Origin of the sequence: Paraburkholderia sp. EG286A, assembly GCF_040965375.1 — a bacterium.
Taxonomy (GTDB): domain Bacteria; phylum Pseudomonadota; class Gammaproteobacteria; order Burkholderiales; family Burkholderiaceae; genus Paraburkholderia.
This window is the reverse complement of sequence record NZ_JBFRCB010000004.1, coordinates 802114-820333: the sequence shown is the minus strand read 5'-3', so window position 1 is coordinate 820333 and position 18220 is coordinate 802114. Positions and strand designations below refer to the sequence as shown.

Annotated in this window: 19 protein-coding genes; 13 read left to right on the top strand and 6 right to left on the bottom strand. The window is 65.6% G+C overall.

The window, feature by feature from the left end; all coding sequences use genetic code 11:
- Window positions 1-83: 83 nt before the first annotated feature.
- The 8 genes from AB4Y35_RS22625 (at window position 84) to AB4Y35_RS22590 (ending at window position 6877) form a co-directional block, all read left to right on the top strand.
- Window positions 84-536: an Lrp/AsnC family transcriptional regulator gene (locus AB4Y35_RS22625; RefSeq protein ID WP_368706003.1), complete on the top strand. Its 453-nt coding sequence runs from the start codon at window positions 84-86 to the stop codon at window positions 534-536.
- 198 nt (window positions 537-734) lie between these two features.
- On the top strand, window positions 735-1154 hold the full coding sequence (locus AB4Y35_RS22620) for a MarR family winged helix-turn-helix transcriptional regulator (RefSeq protein ID WP_368706002.1): 420 nt from the start codon (window positions 735-737) through the stop codon (window positions 1152-1154).
- A gap of 90 nt (window positions 1155-1244) precedes the next feature.
- A complete protein-coding gene (locus AB4Y35_RS22615) occupies window positions 1245-2552 on the top strand; it encodes a chloride channel protein (RefSeq protein WP_368706001.1) in 1308 nt (435 codons plus the stop codon).
- A gap of 363 nt (window positions 2553-2915) precedes the next feature.
- Window positions 2916-4496 (top strand): isocitrate lyase, encoded by a 1581-nt coding sequence (locus AB4Y35_RS22610; RefSeq protein WP_368706000.1) that lies wholly within the window; start codon window positions 2916-2918, stop codon window positions 4494-4496.
- 137 nt (window positions 4497-4633) lie between these two features.
- Complete coding sequence (locus AB4Y35_RS22605; RefSeq protein WP_368705999.1) at window positions 4634-4852, top strand: DUF2945 domain-containing protein; 219 nt, start codon at window positions 4634-4636, stop codon at window positions 4850-4852.
- A 227-nt stretch (window positions 4853-5079) separates the two neighbouring features.
- Window positions 5080-5550, top strand: coding sequence for a hypothetical protein (locus AB4Y35_RS22600; RefSeq protein WP_368705998.1), 471 nt, complete (start codon window positions 5080-5082; stop codon window positions 5548-5550).
- A gap of 68 nt (window positions 5551-5618) precedes the next feature.
- Window positions 5619-6026, top strand: coding sequence for an OsmC family protein (locus AB4Y35_RS22595; RefSeq protein ID WP_368705997.1), 408 nt, complete (start codon window positions 5619-5621; stop codon window positions 6024-6026).
- A gap of 5 nt (window positions 6027-6031) precedes the next feature.
- A complete protein-coding gene (locus tag AB4Y35_RS22590; protein ID WP_368705996.1) occupies window positions 6032-6877 on the top strand; it encodes a GNAT family N-acetyltransferase in 846 nt (281 codons plus the stop codon).
- Window positions 6878-6882: 5 nt separating this feature from the next.
- On the opposite strand, the gene AB4Y35_RS22585 is transcribed toward AB4Y35_RS22590, so the two are convergent.
- The 5 genes from AB4Y35_RS22585 to AB4Y35_RS22565 all read right to left on the bottom strand — a co-directional run bounded on the left by AB4Y35_RS22585 (window position 6883) and on the right by AB4Y35_RS22565 (window position 12504).
- Window positions 6883-8016 carry a lipocalin-like domain-containing protein gene (locus tag AB4Y35_RS22585; protein ID WP_368705995.1) on the bottom strand — a complete coding sequence of 378 codons (1134 nt, stop codon included), beginning with the start codon at window positions 8014-8016 and terminating at the stop codon, window positions 6883-6885.
- A 16-nt stretch (window positions 8017-8032) separates the two neighbouring features.
- Complete coding sequence (locus tag AB4Y35_RS22580; protein ID WP_368705994.1) at window positions 8033-10645, bottom strand: FtsX-like permease family protein; 2613 nt, start codon at window positions 10643-10645, stop codon at window positions 8033-8035.
- Window positions 10646-10714: 69 nt separating this feature from the next.
- Window positions 10715-11401 (bottom strand): ABC transporter ATP-binding protein, encoded by a 687-nt coding sequence (locus AB4Y35_RS22575; RefSeq protein ID WP_368706138.1) that lies wholly within the window; start codon window positions 11399-11401, stop codon window positions 10715-10717.
- Between the two features lie 25 nt (window positions 11402-11426).
- On the bottom strand, window positions 11427-11900 hold the full coding sequence (locus AB4Y35_RS22570) for a bacterioferritin (RefSeq protein ID WP_368687904.1): 474 nt from the start codon (window positions 11898-11900) through the stop codon (window positions 11427-11429).
- A 112-nt stretch (window positions 11901-12012) separates the two neighbouring features.
- The gene (locus AB4Y35_RS22565; RefSeq protein ID WP_368705993.1) at window positions 12013-12504 is read right to left on the bottom strand and encodes an SRPBCC family protein; all 492 of its coding nucleotides are present in this window, start codon (window positions 12502-12504) and stop codon (window positions 12013-12015) included.
- A gap of 104 nt (window positions 12505-12608) precedes the next feature.
- On the opposite strand from AB4Y35_RS22565, the gene AB4Y35_RS22560 reads away from it, so the two are divergent.
- The 4 genes from AB4Y35_RS22560 (at window position 12609) to AB4Y35_RS22545 (ending at window position 16455) form a co-directional block, all read left to right on the top strand.
- Window positions 12609-13205, top strand: coding sequence for a DUF1571 domain-containing protein (locus AB4Y35_RS22560; RefSeq protein ID WP_368705992.1), 597 nt, complete (start codon window positions 12609-12611; stop codon window positions 13203-13205).
- Between the two features lie 300 nt (window positions 13206-13505).
- Window positions 13506-14561 carry a hypothetical protein gene (locus AB4Y35_RS22555; protein ID WP_368705991.1) on the top strand — a complete coding sequence of 352 codons (1056 nt, stop codon included), beginning with the start codon at window positions 13506-13508 and terminating at the stop codon, window positions 14559-14561.
- 52 nt (window positions 14562-14613) lie between these two features.
- Complete coding sequence (locus AB4Y35_RS22550) at window positions 14614-14982, top strand: DUF2784 domain-containing protein (protein ID WP_368687908.1); 369 nt, start codon at window positions 14614-14616, stop codon at window positions 14980-14982.
- Window positions 14983-15216: 234 nt separating this feature from the next.
- Window positions 15217-16455 (top strand): FAD-dependent oxidoreductase, encoded by a 1239-nt coding sequence (locus AB4Y35_RS22545; RefSeq protein ID WP_368705990.1) that lies wholly within the window; start codon window positions 15217-15219, stop codon window positions 16453-16455.
- A gap of 48 nt (window positions 16456-16503) precedes the next feature.
- On the opposite strand, the gene AB4Y35_RS22540 is transcribed toward AB4Y35_RS22545, so the two are convergent.
- Entirely contained in the window at window positions 16504-17448 is a 945-nt protein-coding gene (locus tag AB4Y35_RS22540; RefSeq protein ID WP_368705989.1) for a LysR family transcriptional regulator, read from the bottom strand.
- 126 nt (window positions 17449-17574) lie between these two features.
- Between AB4Y35_RS22540 and AB4Y35_RS22535 the strand changes: the two genes are divergently transcribed.
- On the top strand, window positions 17575-18216 hold the full coding sequence (locus AB4Y35_RS22535; protein WP_368705988.1) for a glutathione S-transferase family protein: 642 nt from the start codon (window positions 17575-17577) through the stop codon (window positions 18214-18216).
- Window positions 18217-18220: the final 4 nt, after the last annotated feature.

The following is an 18220-nucleotide window of genomic DNA, read 5'->3' as shown; positions in this document are numbered from 1 at the left end:
AGGCGCAAATGGTAGGGCCTGGGACGCGAAAAGTGCTCCCTATGTCTTGCGTGTTCCGGGCGCTCGACGCTAATATTTAGCGCATGGACGCGATCGATCGAAAAATTCTTGCTGAGATCCAGCAGGATGGAAGAATTTCACTCACTGAGCTGAGCGAGCGGGTTGGCTTGAGCGTCTCCCCATGCCAGCGACGGCTGCGCGCACTGGAGAGCGAGCAGGTGATCAGCGGTTACCGCGCCACGATCGACGCTTCGGCAGTCGGCCTGAATTTTTCCGCGATCGTCTTCGCGACCTTGCGCGAGGGCAGCAGTGAGAACGTGCGATCTTTCGAGGACGCGCTCATCGACATTCCCGAAATCACGCGCGCGGAGCGTCTGTTCGGCGAACCCGACTACATGCTGCATGTCGTTACGCGGGATCTGAAGGCGTTCCAAACCCTCTACGATCGCCGGCTGCTGCCGCTGCCGTCGGTACTGCGGCTGACCTCGACGCTCGTGATGAAGAGCATCTTTCAGGACCGGCCGCTGCCGTTGTGATCACATCGACCGTTCCCGTTTGAACTGCGGCAGGGGAAGGGCTACTTCTCTGCCTTGCCATGCATGACCATGATCGTCTGCTGCATGAGGGCGCAATCCGCAAACTCTACAGGGCGGTTGACCCCGACGGCCGCTCCGCCGCCACCCGTTCGCCCGGCGAGGCACTCCGCACGACCGGCAACGCATCAGGAACCGCACATGAATTCAGGCAAATCAACCAGACGCGCGCTGCCAGGCAAGCGCGAACTCGAAACGATGTCGGCGTTCCGGTATGACCTGCGCAAATTTCTGCGGGCTTCCGAAGAGATCGCCAACGCCGCGGGCATCACGACGCTCCAGTACCAGTTGCTGCTGCACGTATGTGGCTTTCCCGACCGCAACTGGGCGACCGTCGGCGAACTCGCGGAGCGCTTGCAGGCGGCGCCGAACGGCACGGCGGCGCTCGTCTCGCGCTGCGAATCGGCCGGACTCGTGACGCGCAAGCCCGATCCCGCCGATCGTCGCCAGGTGCAGGTCCATCTCACAGCCAAAGGCGAGATGTTCCTGCTCGAACTCGCGGCCGAGCACAAGGCGGTCTATGGCGCGTTCGGCTGGGTGTTCGACGAGGCCGGCAGCTAGCCCTTCCCGGAGCGGGCCTGTTGGACTGTGGCGGGGGAAAAGGCAATTTATGTCACAATGTGCCTTAAATGCCATTTTCTCCGGCTACCCATGCGATTTACGAACATTTTTGATCGGCGCACGCTTGTGCGAAGCCATCGGCGCTGGCGCTATTTCGGCGTGTTCTGGGTCGGCGCCATCGCGACCGGGCTCGTCGCGGTTCTGTACGCGCGGCTCATCGACTTCGGCTTCGACCTCTTCGTACAGGTGACCGCCCACTACTGGTGGTTACCCCTTGTCATCACGCCGGCGATCGCCGCGTTCAGCGTCTGGGCCACGCGACGCTGGTTTCCGGGTTCCGAGGGCAGCGGCATCCCACAGGTCATCGCGACGCTGCACGACGTGCGCGGACTCGGCCCGCGCCTGCTCACGCTGCGTATCCTGATCGGCAAGATCGCCCTGTCGTTCCTCGCGATCCTCGGCGGATTCACGATTGGCCGCGAAGGGCCGACCATCCACGTGGGCGCCGCGCTGATGTACAGCCTCCGGCGCTTCTATCCAGCGCGGCTGCGCAGCATGTATGGGGTTGGCCTCGAATACAAGCTCGCGCTCGCGGGCGCCGCCGCCGGCCTTTCTGCCGCGTTCAACGCGCCGCTCGCAGGCGTGGTCTTCGCCATCGAAGAACTCACGCGCAGCTTCGAAGCGAAAACCAGCGGCGTCATCATCACGGCGATCATCTTTGCGGGCGTCGTGTCACTCGCGCTGCAAGGCAACTATGTGTATTTCGGCACCATTGCCATCGGCGGCCATTTTCCCGATCTGCTCGCCGTCGCCGTTATTCTGGTCGGCGTGATTACCGGCGTCGCGGGCGGCGTGTTCTGCTGGCTGCTGCTCAACACCGAACGATGGATGCCCGCCCGCCTGTTCACTCTGCGTAAGGACAGCCCTGTCGCGTTCGGCGCGCTGTGCGGTTTGTTCATCGCCGTGATCGGCGTGGCGACCGGCGGCCACCTGTTCGGCAGCGGCTATGCGGAAGCGCGCGGCATGCTCGAGGGTCATTCGCAGCTCGGCGCGGCTTATCCCGTGCTGAAAATGGCCTCGATGGTGGGCTCGTACCTGCCGGGCACGCCGGGCGGCCTCTTTGCGCCGTCGCTGGCAATCGGTGCCGGCATCGGCAATGCCCTGCACATGGTGTTCGGGCAGATGCAGCTGCCGATGCTGATCGCACTCGGCATGGTCGGCTATCTGGCCGCCGTCACGCAAAGCCCGATCACGGCGTTCGTCATCGTCATCGAGATGATCGACGGGCACGCGCTCGTGATCTCGTTGATGGCAACGGCGCTCGTGTCGAGCCAGGTCTCGAAGCTGTTCGCGCCGCCGCTGTACGAAGCCCTGGCGCATCGCTATCTGAAGCATTGACGCGCGCTGTGACGTCTGTTCGTCACAACGGACGTCTACCAAGACCCCCATCTATCGTTGCTCGAGCCATCCGCGCTCGCCCGTCCCCGGCAACCGAAAGCGCACTTCACATCGTGAAATACAGCTTGAATTCCCGAAGCGGCGCCATTCCACTTTATGAAAACATGTTCTACAGCGCAAAAATTGTTCGCCATCTCATTGATAAATAACGAATAAATAACTCATATGTCTTATATAAGACTTTGCTGCGACGCATCAGGATGAACCTACAATTGAGCCATGCAGTTCGCTTCGACTTACGTGGCGGCACGCTGAACCATTCATTCAATCGCACTTTGCTCTTCGGAGACTTAGGAGATACACATGGCTCAATATCAGGACGACATCAAGGCAGTGGCTGGTTTGAAGGAGAAACAAGGCAGCGCCTGGAATGCCATCAATCCCGAATCGGCTGCACGCATGCGGGCCCAGAACAAGTTCAAGACGGGCCTCGACATCGCGAAGTACACGGCGAAGATCATGCGCGCCGACATGGCCGCCTACGACGCCGATCCGTCGAAGTACACGCAGTCGCTGGGTTGCTGGCACGGCTTCATTGGCCAGCAGAAGATGATCTCCATTAAGAAGCACTTCAACAGCACCGAGCGCCGCTACCTTTACCTGTCGGGCTGGATGGTGGCCGCGCTGCGCTCCGAGTTCGGGCCGCTGCCGGACCAGTCGATGCACGAGAAGACCTCCGTCAGCGCGCTGATCCGCGAGCTGTACACCTTCCTGCGCCAGGCCGACGCCCGTGAACTGGGCGGCCTGTTCCGCCAGCTGGACGCGGCGGAAGGCGCCGCCAAGGCCGCCATCCAGGAGAAGATCGACAACCACGTCACTCACGTCGTGCCGATCATCGCCGACATCGACGCGGGTTTCGGCAACGCGGAAGCCACCTACCTGCTCGCCAAGCAGTTCATCGAAGCGGGCGCATGCTGCATCCAGATCGAAAACCAGGTGTCCGACGAGAAGCAGTGCGGCCACCAGGACGGCAAGGTCACCGTGCCGCACGAGGACTTCCTGGCCAAGGTCCGCGCGATCCGCTACGCCTTCCTGGAACTGGGCGTGGACGACGGCGTCATCGTGTGCCGCACCGACTCGCTGGGCGCCGGCCTGACCAAACAGATCGCCGTGACCCACACGCCGGGCGACCTGGGCGACCAGTACAACTCGTTCCTCGACTGCGACGAAATCCCGGCCGACGCACTGGGCAACGGTGACGTCGTCATCAAGCGCGACGGCAAGCTGCTGCGTCCGAAGCGCCTGCCGAGCAACCTGTTCCAGTTCCGCGCCGGCACGGGCGAGGCACGTTGCGTGCTGGACTGCATCACCTCGCTGCAAAACGGTGCCGACCTGCTGTGGATCGAAACCGAAAAGCCGCATATCGCCCAGATCGCCGGCATGGTCAATGAGATCCGCAAGGTCATCCCGAACGCCAAGCTGGTGTACAACAACAGCCCGTCGTTCAACTGGACGCTGAACTTCCGCCAGCAGGCGTATGACGCGATGAAGGCCGCGGGCAAGGACGTGTCGGCATACGACCGCGCCCAGCTGATGAGCGTGGAGTACGACGAGAGCGAACTGGCGAAGGCCGCAGACGAAAAGATCCGCACCTTCCAGGCCGATGCGTCGCGCGAAGCCGGCATCTTCCATCACCTGATCACGCTGCCGACGTATCACACCGCTGCGCTGTCGACCGACAACCTCGCCCGCGAATACTTCGGCGACCAGGGCATGCTCGGTTATGTGGCCGGCGTGCAGCGCAAGGAAATCCGTCAGGGCATCGCCTGCGTCAAGCACCAGAACATGTCCGGCTCGGATATCGGCGACGACCACAAGGAGTATTTCAGCGGCGAAGCGGCGCTGAAGGCGGCGGGTAAAGACAACACGATGAATCAGTTCTGATACTCGTTAGTCCCCACGTACAACGCCACCCCTTCCGGGTTGGCGTTTTTTTTCGTCCGTCGAGATCGCTCGCCGGCCCCCCGCAGGAACGAAGAATGCGACTCCGGAGGGGGATTCAACCACCGGAGCGCACAATCATGTCCCATCGACTCAAAACAGGCGATCGCGTCACGTGGAACACCCCGGAGGGCATGGCGACAGGTACGGTCGTCCGCCGGATCATCAGGGATACGGAACTGGAAGGCCACACCGTCGCCGCGTCGAAGGACGACCCGTATTACGAGGTCGAAAGCGAGAAAGACGGTCAACACGCTGTGCAACCCGCCGAAGGACTGGAAAAGGTGCACAAGCATTGAGCTGCGCGCGATTACACGGTCGAATTCGTCGGCCGGGGGACTGACCTCTTTGAGGGACAGGCTCGCTGTTCACTGATACAACTCGAAACGTTCTGTGCGCGATGAATCGGTAAACTTCTCGTGCGAGCAAGCCTGCGGCTTGCTAATGCGCACCGCTGTTACCCTCATCACCCTTCCCCCGGCACGCGCCGTACGCCACCGCCGGGGAATATGACCTGGAACGTATTGTGGACGACCGATTCGACCGACGCGAACTGTTGCTGCACCGTGGAGATGTTCTCGAAGCGATGCGCAACGTCGGCGCGACTCAACCCTTTTCGCCCGTTGCGCATCTTGCGTTGCGCGAGCCTTCGTTGCAGGCGTTGCCCTTTCTGCAGCAGATGTCGCCTCGCATGCGTGCGAGAGATTTTCTTGAACGGGCCGCCAGCGCCTACGCGAGCTGGCCAAGGGCGCTCCTGGAGGCCGAACTCGATCGCATCGAGCTTGCCTCGACGGTGCAGCGCGAACTCTTCGCGGACGATCCGCAAGGTTGGGCAGCGTACGCCGCCTGGGTCAGGCAGAAGGTCAGCTGGTTCGGACTCGAGCTCGACGAGACAGCCCAGGCCTCGACACGGGTGAACGATCGTGACGACGGGAACGGCGGAACGACACCTGCACCTGCGATGAGGACGGGCTGGCCGTGGAAGCCGATCGAGTGAGCTATGCTCCCCCCCGATTCGCCAATGTGATCGCACGCGAGACCCCACCACCCCGAGGAGTTACACCCATGCCGCTCGCCACCGCTACTGCCAGCCTCGCCGCCGACGCGCCCAACTACGTCGTCGCCATCGAGGCTGGCCGCCACCCGCTGACCGGCGACGAAGGCCCGCACGAAGGCGGCCAGGACCGCGGCCCCGCGCCATTCGCGTTCGTGCTCTCCGGGCTCGCCGCGTGCACGGCCGCCACGCTGCGTATGTACATGCAGCGCAAGACCTGGTCAGCCGCCGCGATCGCCGTCGAGGTCAGCCTGCATGCGGATCACGACGGAACCCAGTACATCCGCCGCGGCGTTGCAGTCGGCGGACCGCTCGAGGAAGCGCAGCGCGCGCGCCTGGCCGAAATCTGCGAAAAAACGCCAGTCACACTCTTCATCAAACGCGGCACGCGCATCGACACGACCTTGCGCATTGGATGAATGTCATGGATCAATCTGGCGACTTCATCGTACGCACCATGTCGGCCGACGAGGTGGCCCTGTCGGTCGAATGGGCAGCCGCAGAGGGCTGGAACCCCGGGTGGCACGACCCGCGCTGCTTCCGGGAAGCGGACCCGGACGGTTTCTTCGTCGGCCTCTGGCGCGGCGAGCCGGTCGCGTGCCTGTGTGCCGTTGCCTACGACGACAGCTTTGGCTTCATCGGTCTCTACATCGTGAAACCCGGATTTCGCGGCAAGGGCTTCGGCATGCGGATCTGGCAGCACGGTATGCGTTACCTGGGAGACCGTAACATTGGTCTCGACGGCGTCGTCGCCCAACAGGCGAACTACGGCAAGTCCGGATTCCGGCTCGCGTACCGCAACATCCGCTATCAGGGGCGCGTGAGCGGCATCGGGTGCGCGTGTGCGGGGCCAGCCGCGGACGTGCCGTTCGAGCAGTTGCTTGCCTACGATCGCGCCTGCTTTCCCGCGGCGCGCGAGCGTTTCCTCCGCGCCTGGATCGCGCAGCCGGATGCCGTCGCGCTCGCAACGGTCGACGCGGGCCGCGTCGCCGGCTATGGCGTCGTGCGGCGATGCGAGGCGGGCTGCAAGATCGGCCCGCTCTTCGCCGACGATGCGGACGTTGCCACGGGCCTCTTGCGCGCGCTGGCGGCGAGCATGCCGGGCGAGGTCATAGTGCTCGACGTACCGGAAACGAACCCTGCGGCCGTCGCGCTGGCGGAACGGCACGGTATGACGAGCGTGTTCGAAACCGCGCGGATGTACACGAAAAACGCGCCCGCGATCGCGATCGATCGCGTGTTCGGGGTGACGTCGTTCGAGCTGGGTTGATCGCGCTAAAGCTGGAGCCGCTGAACATAGCCCGTGAGTTCGAGATAGCCGCGTCCTAGCGGTTTTCCTGTGGGTTTCGCAGCGGTGTTTGCCTTGCCCGTGCTCGCCGCGTCCGCGGCAAACGCCGTCACCGCGCCCTCCCAGTACACCGCGCCGGTGCTCGCGCGGCTGTCGAACTCCTGATCGTCCATGAGCGGCACCAGCGTCAGATGCACGTCCTGCGCATCGACGCGCATCGCCACCGGATACTGTGCGCCGGTATGCGGCGAACGCCACTGGCGCAGCGGCGTGAAGCGAATGCTATCGGGCGTCAGCGTATGTGTGGTTCCATCGGCGGCGCGCAGCGTGCCGCCTGCCCAGAACTTGCCGCCGGCCTTGTCGCGGATCTGCAAGGCCATCAGTGCGCCGCCGTCATCGAAGTTGATGCCGATCCAGTCCCAGCCGACCGCGCCATCCGCGAGCGGCGCCGACGACCATTCGTGATCGAGCCACGCCTGCCCTCGCACGTGCGCGGCGTTCCCGTTCGAATCATCGCCTCGCTTAAGCACACCGTCGACTTGCAGCCACGGTACGCTGTAGTAGTAGCTCGCTTCGTCCGGCAGCGGGCCTTTGCGGCTGTACCCGCCCGCGCCGTTGACGAGCACCGGCTGCGTCGGCGCCAAGGTGAAGGCGAACGCAAAGCCAGGCGTGGCGATGTTCAGGCGGTAGCGGCCGTCCGCGTTGCGCTCGAGCGACCAGTCGTCGATGTGGACGGCCGTGTCCGTCTCGCTCGCATCGGCAAGACCAAAGCCGCGGCGCGCAATGCGCTGGTCGTGCTGCAGGCTGCCCGCATGCGGATCGCTGAGCGCCACGTTGGCGAACAGCAGTTGCTCCGGCGCGAAGCGGCTCGGGTTCGCATCGTCGAGCGCGGGGCGCGAGCGGAAGAAGGTCGCTTCGAAGCCCAGCGATGCATCGGTAGCCGTGTCGGCATCCGCTTGCAGCCAGCCGGTCACGTACCACCATTCGGTGCGATAGCTCGAATGCGCGCCATAGTCGCGCGGGAACACGAGCGGCTGTCCGCTCGTCACCGCTGGATAGTCCGGCATGCGCGCCCATGCAACGCCTGGCGACAGCGCGGCGAGCGGCGATAAGAGGAACATGCGCCGTCTCATCGCGTCACCAGTCGTCGCGCACGGCGCGCACTGCATCGACCGACATCGCGGCGCGCGAACTCAGGAGCGCCGTGAGCGCAGCGGCCACGACGACCGCAGAAGCCAGCGCGGCCAGCAAACCCCACGGCATATGCACGCTCATCGTCCAGTGAAACGACTGCGGGTTGACGACATGCACGAGCACCATCGCGAGACTCAGGCCCAGCGTCAAACCGGCAAGCACGCCGAGCAGCGCAACGAGCGCGCCCTCCATCGCGAGCATGACCGCGATCTGCCGACGTGTCACGCCGATATGCCGCAGCATGCCGAACTCGCGCGTGCGGGCAAGCGCCTGCGACCCGAAGCTCGCGCCGACGCCGAACAGACCGATGATCACCGCCACCGCTTCCAGCAGATACGTCACGGCGAAGCTGCGGTCGAAGATCCGCAGGCTCGCCGCGCGGATCTCGCCGGGCTGCGCGAACTCGAGGCGCTGCCCGCCGTGCACGCTCTCGCGCAAGCGTGCGATCGCTTGCGCGGGCGCCACGCCCGGGTCGAGCCATAAGGCGGCATCGCTCACGCGCGTGTCGCGAGTCAGCCGCCGATAGTCGCTCGCGTCGATCACGATGGCGCCGAACTGGCGCGCATAGTCGCGCCAGACGCCGGCCACCGTGAACGGCAAGCGCTGGCCCGCCAGCGGCAGCGTGATGCGCTGGCCCGTGTGCATCCCGTACAGATCGGCAGCCGCCTCGCTGATCCACACCGGCGGCGGCTCGCCGGCTTGCGGCACACGGGGCGCCGTCGTCAGCGGCAGGCGCGCGGCGGGGTTACGCGCATCGATGGGCCGCGCGAGCAGGCTCACGGGCGGCAGGCGAGCGTCGAGCGAGATTTGCGTCGCGCGCAGAAACTCGGCGCGCGCGATGCCGGGCGTGGCGGCGATGACCGCCTGATCGCCAGGCGAAAGAAACGCGCTATCGCCGCCCGGCGAAGCGCGCAGATAGAGCGGCGCGGGCAGCAGCAACTGCAGCCAGTCGTCGACCGCCACGCGAAAACTCGACACCATGATCGCCATCGCCGTCATCAGGCTGAAGCTCGTGACGATGCCCGCGAGCCCAATCGTCGCGCGGCCGGGGGCATTGGCGAGCTGCGCCAGCACGAGCTGCGGCAAGGCATGATTCGAGCGCGGCAGCACGGCGAATACGGCGCGCGCGAGCGCCGGCATCGCCAGCACGCCGCCCAGCAACAACAGGGCGATGGAAACATAGCCGAACACCGGCAAGCCGGCCACGGGCGGCAATAGCGCGGTGACGACCCCGGCCGCAATCGCGAGCAGCGCCGCCGTGACCGTGCGCTTCGTACGCAGCCGGGCGGCCGGCGCTTCCTCGTCGCCCGCCTTCAGCGCCCGCGCGGGTCGCGCCTTCGCGGCTTCGAGCGCCGGCGCGAGACTGCCGAGCACCGACGCAGCCATCCCCAGCGCAAAGAATATCGCCGCGGGCATCGCATCGAAATGCACGCGCGGCTGCACCCCTTCGAAATAGCCGCCGCCCAGATCGCCGCCCGCATAGCGCAGCACGGCGGCCGCGAGCGCGAAGCCGATGGCGAGGCCCGCCGCCGCGCCGAGCACGCCGAGAACTGCGCCCTCGGAGACGACGAGCCACAGCACGCCACGCTGCGTCACGCCGATTGCGCGCAACAGCGCAAACTGCGCACGGCGCCGCAGTACGGCGAGCGCCTGCATCGTGAAGACGAGGAACGCCCCCGTGAACAGCGCGACGAGCGCGAGCACGTTGAGATTCGCGCGATACGCACGCGAGAGCATCGAGGTGCGCTGGGCGCTGTCGCCCGGCGTGACGGCGGCGACACCCGCGGGCAGGCGCGACGCGAGCGAATGCGCGAACACTTCGGCATCGACGCCAGGCTTGAGCTTGATGTCGATGCGCTCGAGCGTGCCGAGCCGCTGCAAGCGCCATTGCGCGGCACCGATGTCCATCACGCCGACGCGCACCGCATCACCCGATGCGGGCAACACGCCCGCGACACGCAGCGCGACCGAAGCGAGCCCGACCTGCACCGTGAGCGAATCGCCGGGCTTGAGCGCGAGCCAGCTCAGCGCGGCCGGCGAGAGAAATACGGTGTCGGGGTCGAGCAGATCGAGCGTGGTGGCCTTCGCGCCATTCGCGCCGTTCGCGCCGTGCGCGCCGTTCGCGCCGTTCGCGCCGTGCGTGCCGCTCGCGCCATTCGTGCGATCGGTCAGCTCCACGCGTCCGACGAGATTCGGCGTGACATACCCTGCGCGAAACACATCGACGCCGAGCAGCTTCAACGACTCGTCGCGCCCCGCCACGCGCGCATCGACCTCGACGACCGGGCTGGCCGCGGCGACCTCGGGCAAGCGGGCAATGCGCGGGTAGAGCGCTTCATCGAAGCCCGCGCGCGGGCCGCGCAATTCGATATCGGCGTTGCCCATCAGCGAGTTGACGGTGGCCGACAGCTCGTTGAGCGCCGCGCGATTGATCAACTGCACGGCGTAGCCCATCGCGACGCCCGCCGCGATCGCTAGAATGCCGATCAGCGTGCGCAGCGGATGCGCGCGCATTTCACCGGCGATGAGCGCCGCGCCGACGCCGCCAGCGGGCATGCGATCGCCCGGGCAACGCGATGCAGCAGCGTCGCGCGATGACCCCACGGCGCCGAACCAGCGCATCGCCTACGCGCCGCCGGCGCCGGGCGCGTACGGCTCGAGCCCGGCGGGCGTGAGCCGCAGCACGCGGTCGGCGGCAGCCGCCACGGCGGTCGAGTGCGTCGCGAGCAGCACGCCCGCGCCGTTCTTCTGCGCCAGTTCGCGCAGCAGCGCGAGAATGCGCATCGCCGTGTCGTGATCGAGATTGCCGGTGGGCTCGTCGGCCAGCACGAGACGCGGCTGATGCACGAGCGCGCGCGCGATCGCCACTCGCTGCAACTCGCCGCCCGACAATTCGCGCGGCAGCGCGCGCTCGCGCCCGCCGAGCCCGACGGCCTGCAGCACGGACGACACGCGCACCGGCACGTCTTTCGCCCGCATGCCGTTCAGGAGCAGCGGCAGCGCGATGTTCTGCGCCGCCGAGAGGTTCGGCAGCACATGGAACGCCTGGAACACGAAGCCCATCTTCTGGCGGCGCTGCAGGGTGGCCGCGTCGTCGTCGAGTGTGCGGAAGTCGTGTCCGTCGAAGACGATCTGTCCCGCGTCCGGCCGGTCGAGCCCGGCCGCGAGATTGAGCAGCGTCGATTTTCCGGCGCCCGATTCGCCCATGATTGCGACGCATTCACCCGAGCGCAGCTCGAGGTTCACGCCGCGCAGCACGTTGCGCGGCGTGGTGCCGTCATAGTGCTTCGATACGTTGGCGAGCGTCAGCATCATGTCGAACCAAACGCAGCGCCAGTCAGGCGGGCCCCATGTCCTGCTGCGGCGACGTCGCGGTCGTGCCCGGACGGCGCAGCATCTTGTCGACCTCGCCCGCGTGCAGCTCCTCGACCTGGATCATCTGGCGCGCGTACTCCTCGAGCGCAACCGAGCGATCTGCCACGAGCGAAAGCAGCTCGCGGTAAAGACCGAGCGCGATCTGTTCGGCCTCGAGCGATTCGCGCAGGATGGCCCCGATATCGAAGGTATGGGAATCGAGCAGCGGACCGATGGCGAGCGACGGATACGCGCCGAGCGTCGTGATCCATTCGCCAGCCTGCTGCGCATGCAGGAGCGACTCGTCCGCCTGCTGCCGCAGCCACGAGACGATCGGAATGCGGCCGAAGCCGAACACCAGGAACGAATAGTGCGTGTAGCGCACAACGCCCGCCAGCTCGGATTCGAGGATCTTGTTCAGCACGGCGACGACGGGCTCCTTCTCGATCTCAGTCATGTTGCCTCCCATGCACGGCAAGTAAGCGGTGGGGACTGTTCATAACACCTCCGTCTCGCAGAAATCTTGCAGAATGCGTGTGCAAGCGCACTGACGAATTCGATTGTTGCACTTATCGCGGTTTGCCGCTGCAGTCGACCAACTGTGCATCGAGCAGGCGCGCAAGCGCCAGGCCGCCTTCGCGCATGATCGAATCGTGATTCCAGCGGAATACCAGACGCGCGAGGGGCGCGAGTGCGACCGCGCTCATCCACGCACTGGCCGTCCTGACGTGCCAATCGTAGCGCACCACCGTGCGGCCGCCGTCGGCCGCGAACTGCCAGCGCCCCACGCCCTCCAGCGCGCCGCTGGCCTCGCCCTCGAGGGCGACGAGCGGCGCGACGCGCGTGACACGCACGTCGATGATCACGCGATAAGGCAGCACGCCTTTCCACGTGTAACGATGCACGGCACCGAGCCCGTCGGTCTCGCCCGCCCGCAACTCGCGTACCGCTTCGACGTTCTTCCACCACCTCGGCCAGTTCATCGCATCGTGGATCGCGTCCCATACCGGCTGCACCGGCGCCTCGATGCACCACAAGGTGGTCAGACGGAATTCCGCCATCGTACGTTTCCTCCTTGTCCGCGCCAGGGCCAAGCCTGCATTGCGCGGTGCGAAGCCGTGCTCCAGAATGACCCATCTTCCACATTCGAGTATAGGAGGGGGCAATGACGCTCCCAGACCGGGATTTCGTGGCCGTCGCACAGGCACGCTTCGATGCGCTCGCAAACTACCAGGTCACGTTGAAATCGACATCGGCGGGAGCGGAAACGGTCGAGGTGCTCTATGGCTACCGAAAACCCGGCTTCGTCCGGATGGACTTCATCCGGCCGCACGGCGGCGCGACGCTCACCTTCAACCCGGAATCGGGCAAGGTCAAGCTCTGGCCGTTCGGTTTCGACACGTTTCCGAGGCTCACGCTGAGTCCCGACAACCACATGATTCAGAGCCCGCAGGGTCATCGCGTCGACGAGTCCGATCTCGGCGCGCTGCTGGTCAATGTCCGTGCGCTGCAGGAGCATGGGGACACCCAGGTCGTCGGCGCCGAAACGATCGGCGCGCACCAGGCGGCGCATGTGATCGTGACGTGCCGGCCCGGGCACTTCGTGAGCGGCGTGTTCCGCTATGAGTTATGGTTCGATTTGAGCCATGAGCTGCCCATCAAGGTCGTGAGCGAGGGCGAGTCACGCGAGCCGATCGAAACGGTGCTGATGGAAAATCTGCGCATCGACGTGCCGGATTCGCAGCTCAGGCCGTTCGGCTAGTCGCGCGAGCGATCACTGGCATTGGGGATGTCACTTAATCCTCAGGTTAATCAAGGCGTAAACATGACATCCTAGAATGCCTCAACCGCTTAGGATGCCAAATAACCAGCCTGCCCAAGCGTGCGCGACGAGCAAGCTATCGTCGGAAAACATACGTCTGATCCCCCAATCGTTGCTAACGCAGTCAATCGCGAATCCGTCGACGGAATCTACCGTGAGCGACCCGCTCGCCTGCGAACAGGAAGCGGCGGCGCTCTGCCCGAAAGGTATTCCCCGTTTGCTGGGTCGAAGGGACATGGCATGTTCAGAAACTTTATCGAGTTCGCAAGACAGGTGCGACGCAGCGAAGACTTCAAGAACGCGCTCAATACGCCAGCCCGCCTGTGCCTGCATGCGAAGCAGCGCCTCAACCGTGGCCACTTCGTCATAGAGATTCGCGCAAATTCGGGCTTCTTTTCCGTCATGCAGATCGTCCTGTGCATCCTCCTGTACTGCGACGAAAAGCATTTGACGCCCGTTATTTCGGCGCGCGGCGGCAGCTATGGCGACGCGCAAGGCAAAATCGACTGGCTAGCCGAATACTTTGAAAACCTCGCACCGTCCGCCCTGCCGAACGACGCGAGGGCGGGTTTGCGAACGTCGATCGTGCGCGATCTCGGCGATCTGGGCTTTCGCCGTTACGAAGCCGGCCTCGGGCTCGCGCGGGCAAGTACGGTATTCCTGTCGAACTTTCGGCCAGGCGAAGCGATCCGGCAGGAAGTCGCGCGCATCAGCGAGCGGCTCGAGATTGGCGCCTCGACGCTGGGCGTCCATTTTCGCGGCACGGACAAAAAGTTCGAGGCCCATACGATCGACTGGAGTGCGTTTTGCCGCATGGTCGAGAGAACCCTTGCGGACGATCACCGGCTCACGAACATCTTCGTCTCCAGCGACGAGCAGGCCTTCCTCGACTTCTTCCAGAAGTGGGGCTTCGCCGTGCCCGTCAACGTCGCGCCTGCCACACTGCTCGCGAGCGGCGAGAAGCCCGTGCACTTCAGCGGACATCCCGGACTCGCCATCGGCCGCGAAGCCCTGGTCGCAAGCCTGCTACTCGCAAACTGCGGCCATTTGATCAAGACGCCCTCCTATCTCTCGGCGTGGTCGAAGATCTTCAATCCGTCGCTGCGGGTGAAGCTCGTCGTGCCGCCCCGCAACAACGCCTTCTGGTTTCCCGATAGCCAGATCTGGACCGAACAGACCAGGCGCGACAACGACCTCGTGAATCCTGAAGTCGAAAACGCGGCCTTCGACTCGCCGTTCACGGCAACCGCGACGACGCCAAACGCGGGAGCCCTTCCCCGGCCTATCGACCTCTGAAGACGTATCATCAAAGCCAGAACGCAGGGCGCGTGCAACTGCGAGCATCGTCATGGACTGGCTGGCCAATACCGTTCTCGTACTACATGCACTGGTCGTACTCTTCATCGTCGGCGGCCTGGTCGCGATCTGGGTGGGCGCCTGGCTCGAGCGCGGTTGGGTGCGCAACCGCGTGTTCCGGCTCACGCATCTCCTTGCGATAGGGCTCGTCGCGCTTCTTGCTGTCCTCGACATCCCCTGTCCGCTCACGGTGCTCGAGGACTGGCTGCGTACCGGGCACGCCGGGCCGCAGGGCTTCATCCAGCGCTGGGTCAGCGACTTGCTGTACTACGACTTGCCCGGCTGGGTGTTCGCGACAGCTTATGCAGGATTCCTGCTGATCGTGGCAATCACCTGGTTTCGTGTCCCGCCGCGTTCGTGACGGCAACAGCGCGTCGCTCTTTCGGCGTGTAACGACACTGGCGGGACACCGCCTGTTTTCTCTGGCGCCTCGCATTCCGAACATCGAATCTTGCCTCCACAGCGTATGCGAGTCGCATAATAGCGCTATCCGCGCGCCTCTCGACACGCACGCTCACGCGCCTCATGCGCCTCATGCGCCGTCAGTTTGCTGACGTCCGGGTTCGCCTCGCCGCCATGGCGTGGAGGTTTTCAAATGACACAGGGCAGCTACGACATCGTGATCGCGGGCGGCGGTCTCGGCGGCGCAACGCTTGGCCGTGCACTGGCAGGCGCCGGCGTGCGCACGCTCATCGTCGAACGCGAGACGGCGTTCAGGGACCGCGTGCGCGGCGAGGGCATGATGCCTTGGGGTGTCGTCGAAGCCCGCGCGCTCGGCATCGACCGGCTGCTCTGCGATGACGGCGCGCACGTGGTCCCGTTCTGGCGGCGCTACAGCGGACTGGTGCCGGCCGAGTCCCGCAACCTCGCGGAGACCACCCCCGGGCACACCGCGTGTCTGGACTTCTATCATCCGTCGATGCAGCGCACGCTGCTCGACGCGGCCGAATCCTCGGGGGCCATCGTGCTGCGCGGCGCCGAGGTCGTGCGCGTCGATCCGGGCGACGCCCCGGGCAAGCCGCCGGTCGTCGAGATTCGCACGGATGGCGGCACCCATCGGCTGAAAGCGCGGCTCGTGGTGGGCGCCGACGGACGCCGGTCGACGGTGCGCAGATTAGCCGGCTTCACGCTCAACCAGGATCCCGGGCGGCTGGTCGTGGCGGGGGTGCTCTACGAGGGGCTCGATACGCCGGAGGATTCAGTCCACCACTTCCAGTGTCCCGCGTTGGGACAGGCCGCATTGATCTTTCCGATCGGGCAGCAGCGGTTCCGGTCGTACTTCGTCTCGTGGGTCGGGCAGCGCGCGCACCCCATCAGCGGCAGCGGGCATGTCCGCGAGTTCCTCGACGCCTGCGTCGACACGGGCGTGCCGCGCGACTGGTTCGAACGCGCGAGTGTCGTTGGCCCGCTCGCGGCGTATCCCGGCGCGGACATCTGGGTCGAGCATCCCTGCATCGGCAGCGTGGTGCTGATCGGCGATGCAGCGGCGGCCAGCGACCCGTCATGGGGATGCGGGCTGTCGTTGACGCTGCGTGACGTCAGGGTGCTGCTTGACCGTCTGCTCGCCAACGATGACTGGGAAGCCGCCGCGCACGCGTACGCCTTCGAGCACGACCGCTATTACGGCGCCCTGCACCGCGTACTGGACTGGCTCACCCAGCTCCTGTACGAACGCGGCGCGAGCGCCGACGAGCGCCGCGCCCGCATCCTGCCGTGTTTCGCCATGGAGCCCGATCGCGCGCCCGATCTTCCCGGGCTCGGCCCGGAGACGCCATCGGACGAAGAGGCGCGCCGGCGGTTCTTCGTCGAGGATCGTTTTTTGCCGCCAGGCTGATCTCGCGACGCATGTTCAACGTCACGCACGGAAGCGTGCCAGCGACGCTTACGCGGCACGGTTCGCGATCCTCGCCTTCAACGCCTCGATGACGGCGCGCACCTTGCCCGACGGGTAGTTCGTCGGCGCGAACACGGCCTGCACACTCAAAGGCACCCCGGACCATTCGGGCAGCAAGCGGACCAGCGCGCCGGACGCAAGATCCGCGCGGGTCGAGAAGTCGGTCAGCGCGGCGAAGCCACCACCCGCGAGGACCGCCGCGCGCGCGGACGTCGCCGTGTTCACGCTCAGCGCATTCACGCAGCGCACGCGGCGCACGGCTTTGTCGTGGCTGACGCGGCCCGTCGCGAGGCGCCCGGCTTCGCGCGTCAACTCGAGCGTCGACGGATGCCGCAGCACGCTCATCGCGATATGCGGCAAGGACGCCAATGCGTTCAGCGACCTCGGCATGCCGTGCCGCGCAACGAACGCGGGGCTCGCGACCAGCCAGCGCACGTAGCTGCCGAGTTTCACCGTGCGGTAGTTCGAGTCCGGCAGATTGCCGAGCCGCACGGCCAGATCGATCCCCTCGCCGATCAGGTCGACGTAGTGATCGGCGCAAACCAGTTCGATGTCGAGTTCCGGATAGACGGCGCGCAGATCGACGAGCGCGGGCGCGACGATCTGCGCGCCGTAGTCGACAGGCGCGCTCACCCGCAGCGCGCCGCGCGCGGGCGTGGCCTCGTCCGAGACGGCCGCGAGCGCCTCTTCCGTCATCTGCAGGATACGGCAGCTGGCGTCGTAGAACGCACGGCCTGCGTCGGTCACGGAGAGCTGACGCGTGGTGCGCGTGATCAGGCTCGCGCCGATCTCGCGTTCGAGGCGCTGCATGTGCGCGCTGACCATCGTCTTGGCGATGCCGAGCCGCTCGGCCGCGGCGGTCAGCGAGCCCGCTTCGACCACGGCGACGAACACCGCCAGCCGGTTCAGATTCACGTCGCGTACGTCGGTCATCGGCGATTGTCCACTTTCGATAGAAAATGAATGCAAGCTTAGCAGTCTTCTCGCGCGCGCAGCCATTGCCTATTCTGAACGCTCACTGACGCTTCATCCCGAGGCGCTTTCGTTATGGAGAATGCGATGCCCGCTGCCCGTCCCGCCACGCCGATCCGCTTGTACACCATGCTGCTATCCGGCCACGGACACCGCGTCCGGCTGTTCCTGTCCATGCTGGACCTGCCGTTCGAGATCGTGCCGGTGGATCTCGCCGCAGGCGAACACCGCCAGCCCGAGTATTTGAAGCTCAATCCCTTCGGCCAGGTCCCGACCATCGTCGACGGCGACACGGTGTTGTTCGATTCGAACGCGATTCTCGTCTATCTGGCGAAGCGTTACGGCGATCCGTCGTGGCTGTCCGACGACCCGCTGGGTGCGGCTGCCGTGCAACGCTGGTTGTCGCTCGCAGCCGGTCCGATCGCGTTCGGCCCGTGCGCCGCACGCCTAGTCCATGTATTCAAGCGCGATCTCGATCTGGCGCGTGCCCAGCAAATCGCGCAAACGCTGCTCCCACTGCTCGATGCCGAACTCGCGCACAAGCCGTTCGCCGCGGGCGAGCACGTGACCATCGCCGATATTGCCGCGCATACCTACATCGCGCATGCACCGGAAGGCGGCGTGTCGCTGGAGCCGTATCCGCATCTGCGCGCATGGCTCGACCGCGTGGCCGCGTTGCCGGGCTTCGTGCCGATGCCATCGACGAAAGCGGGCCTGCTCGCCGCCTGAACCC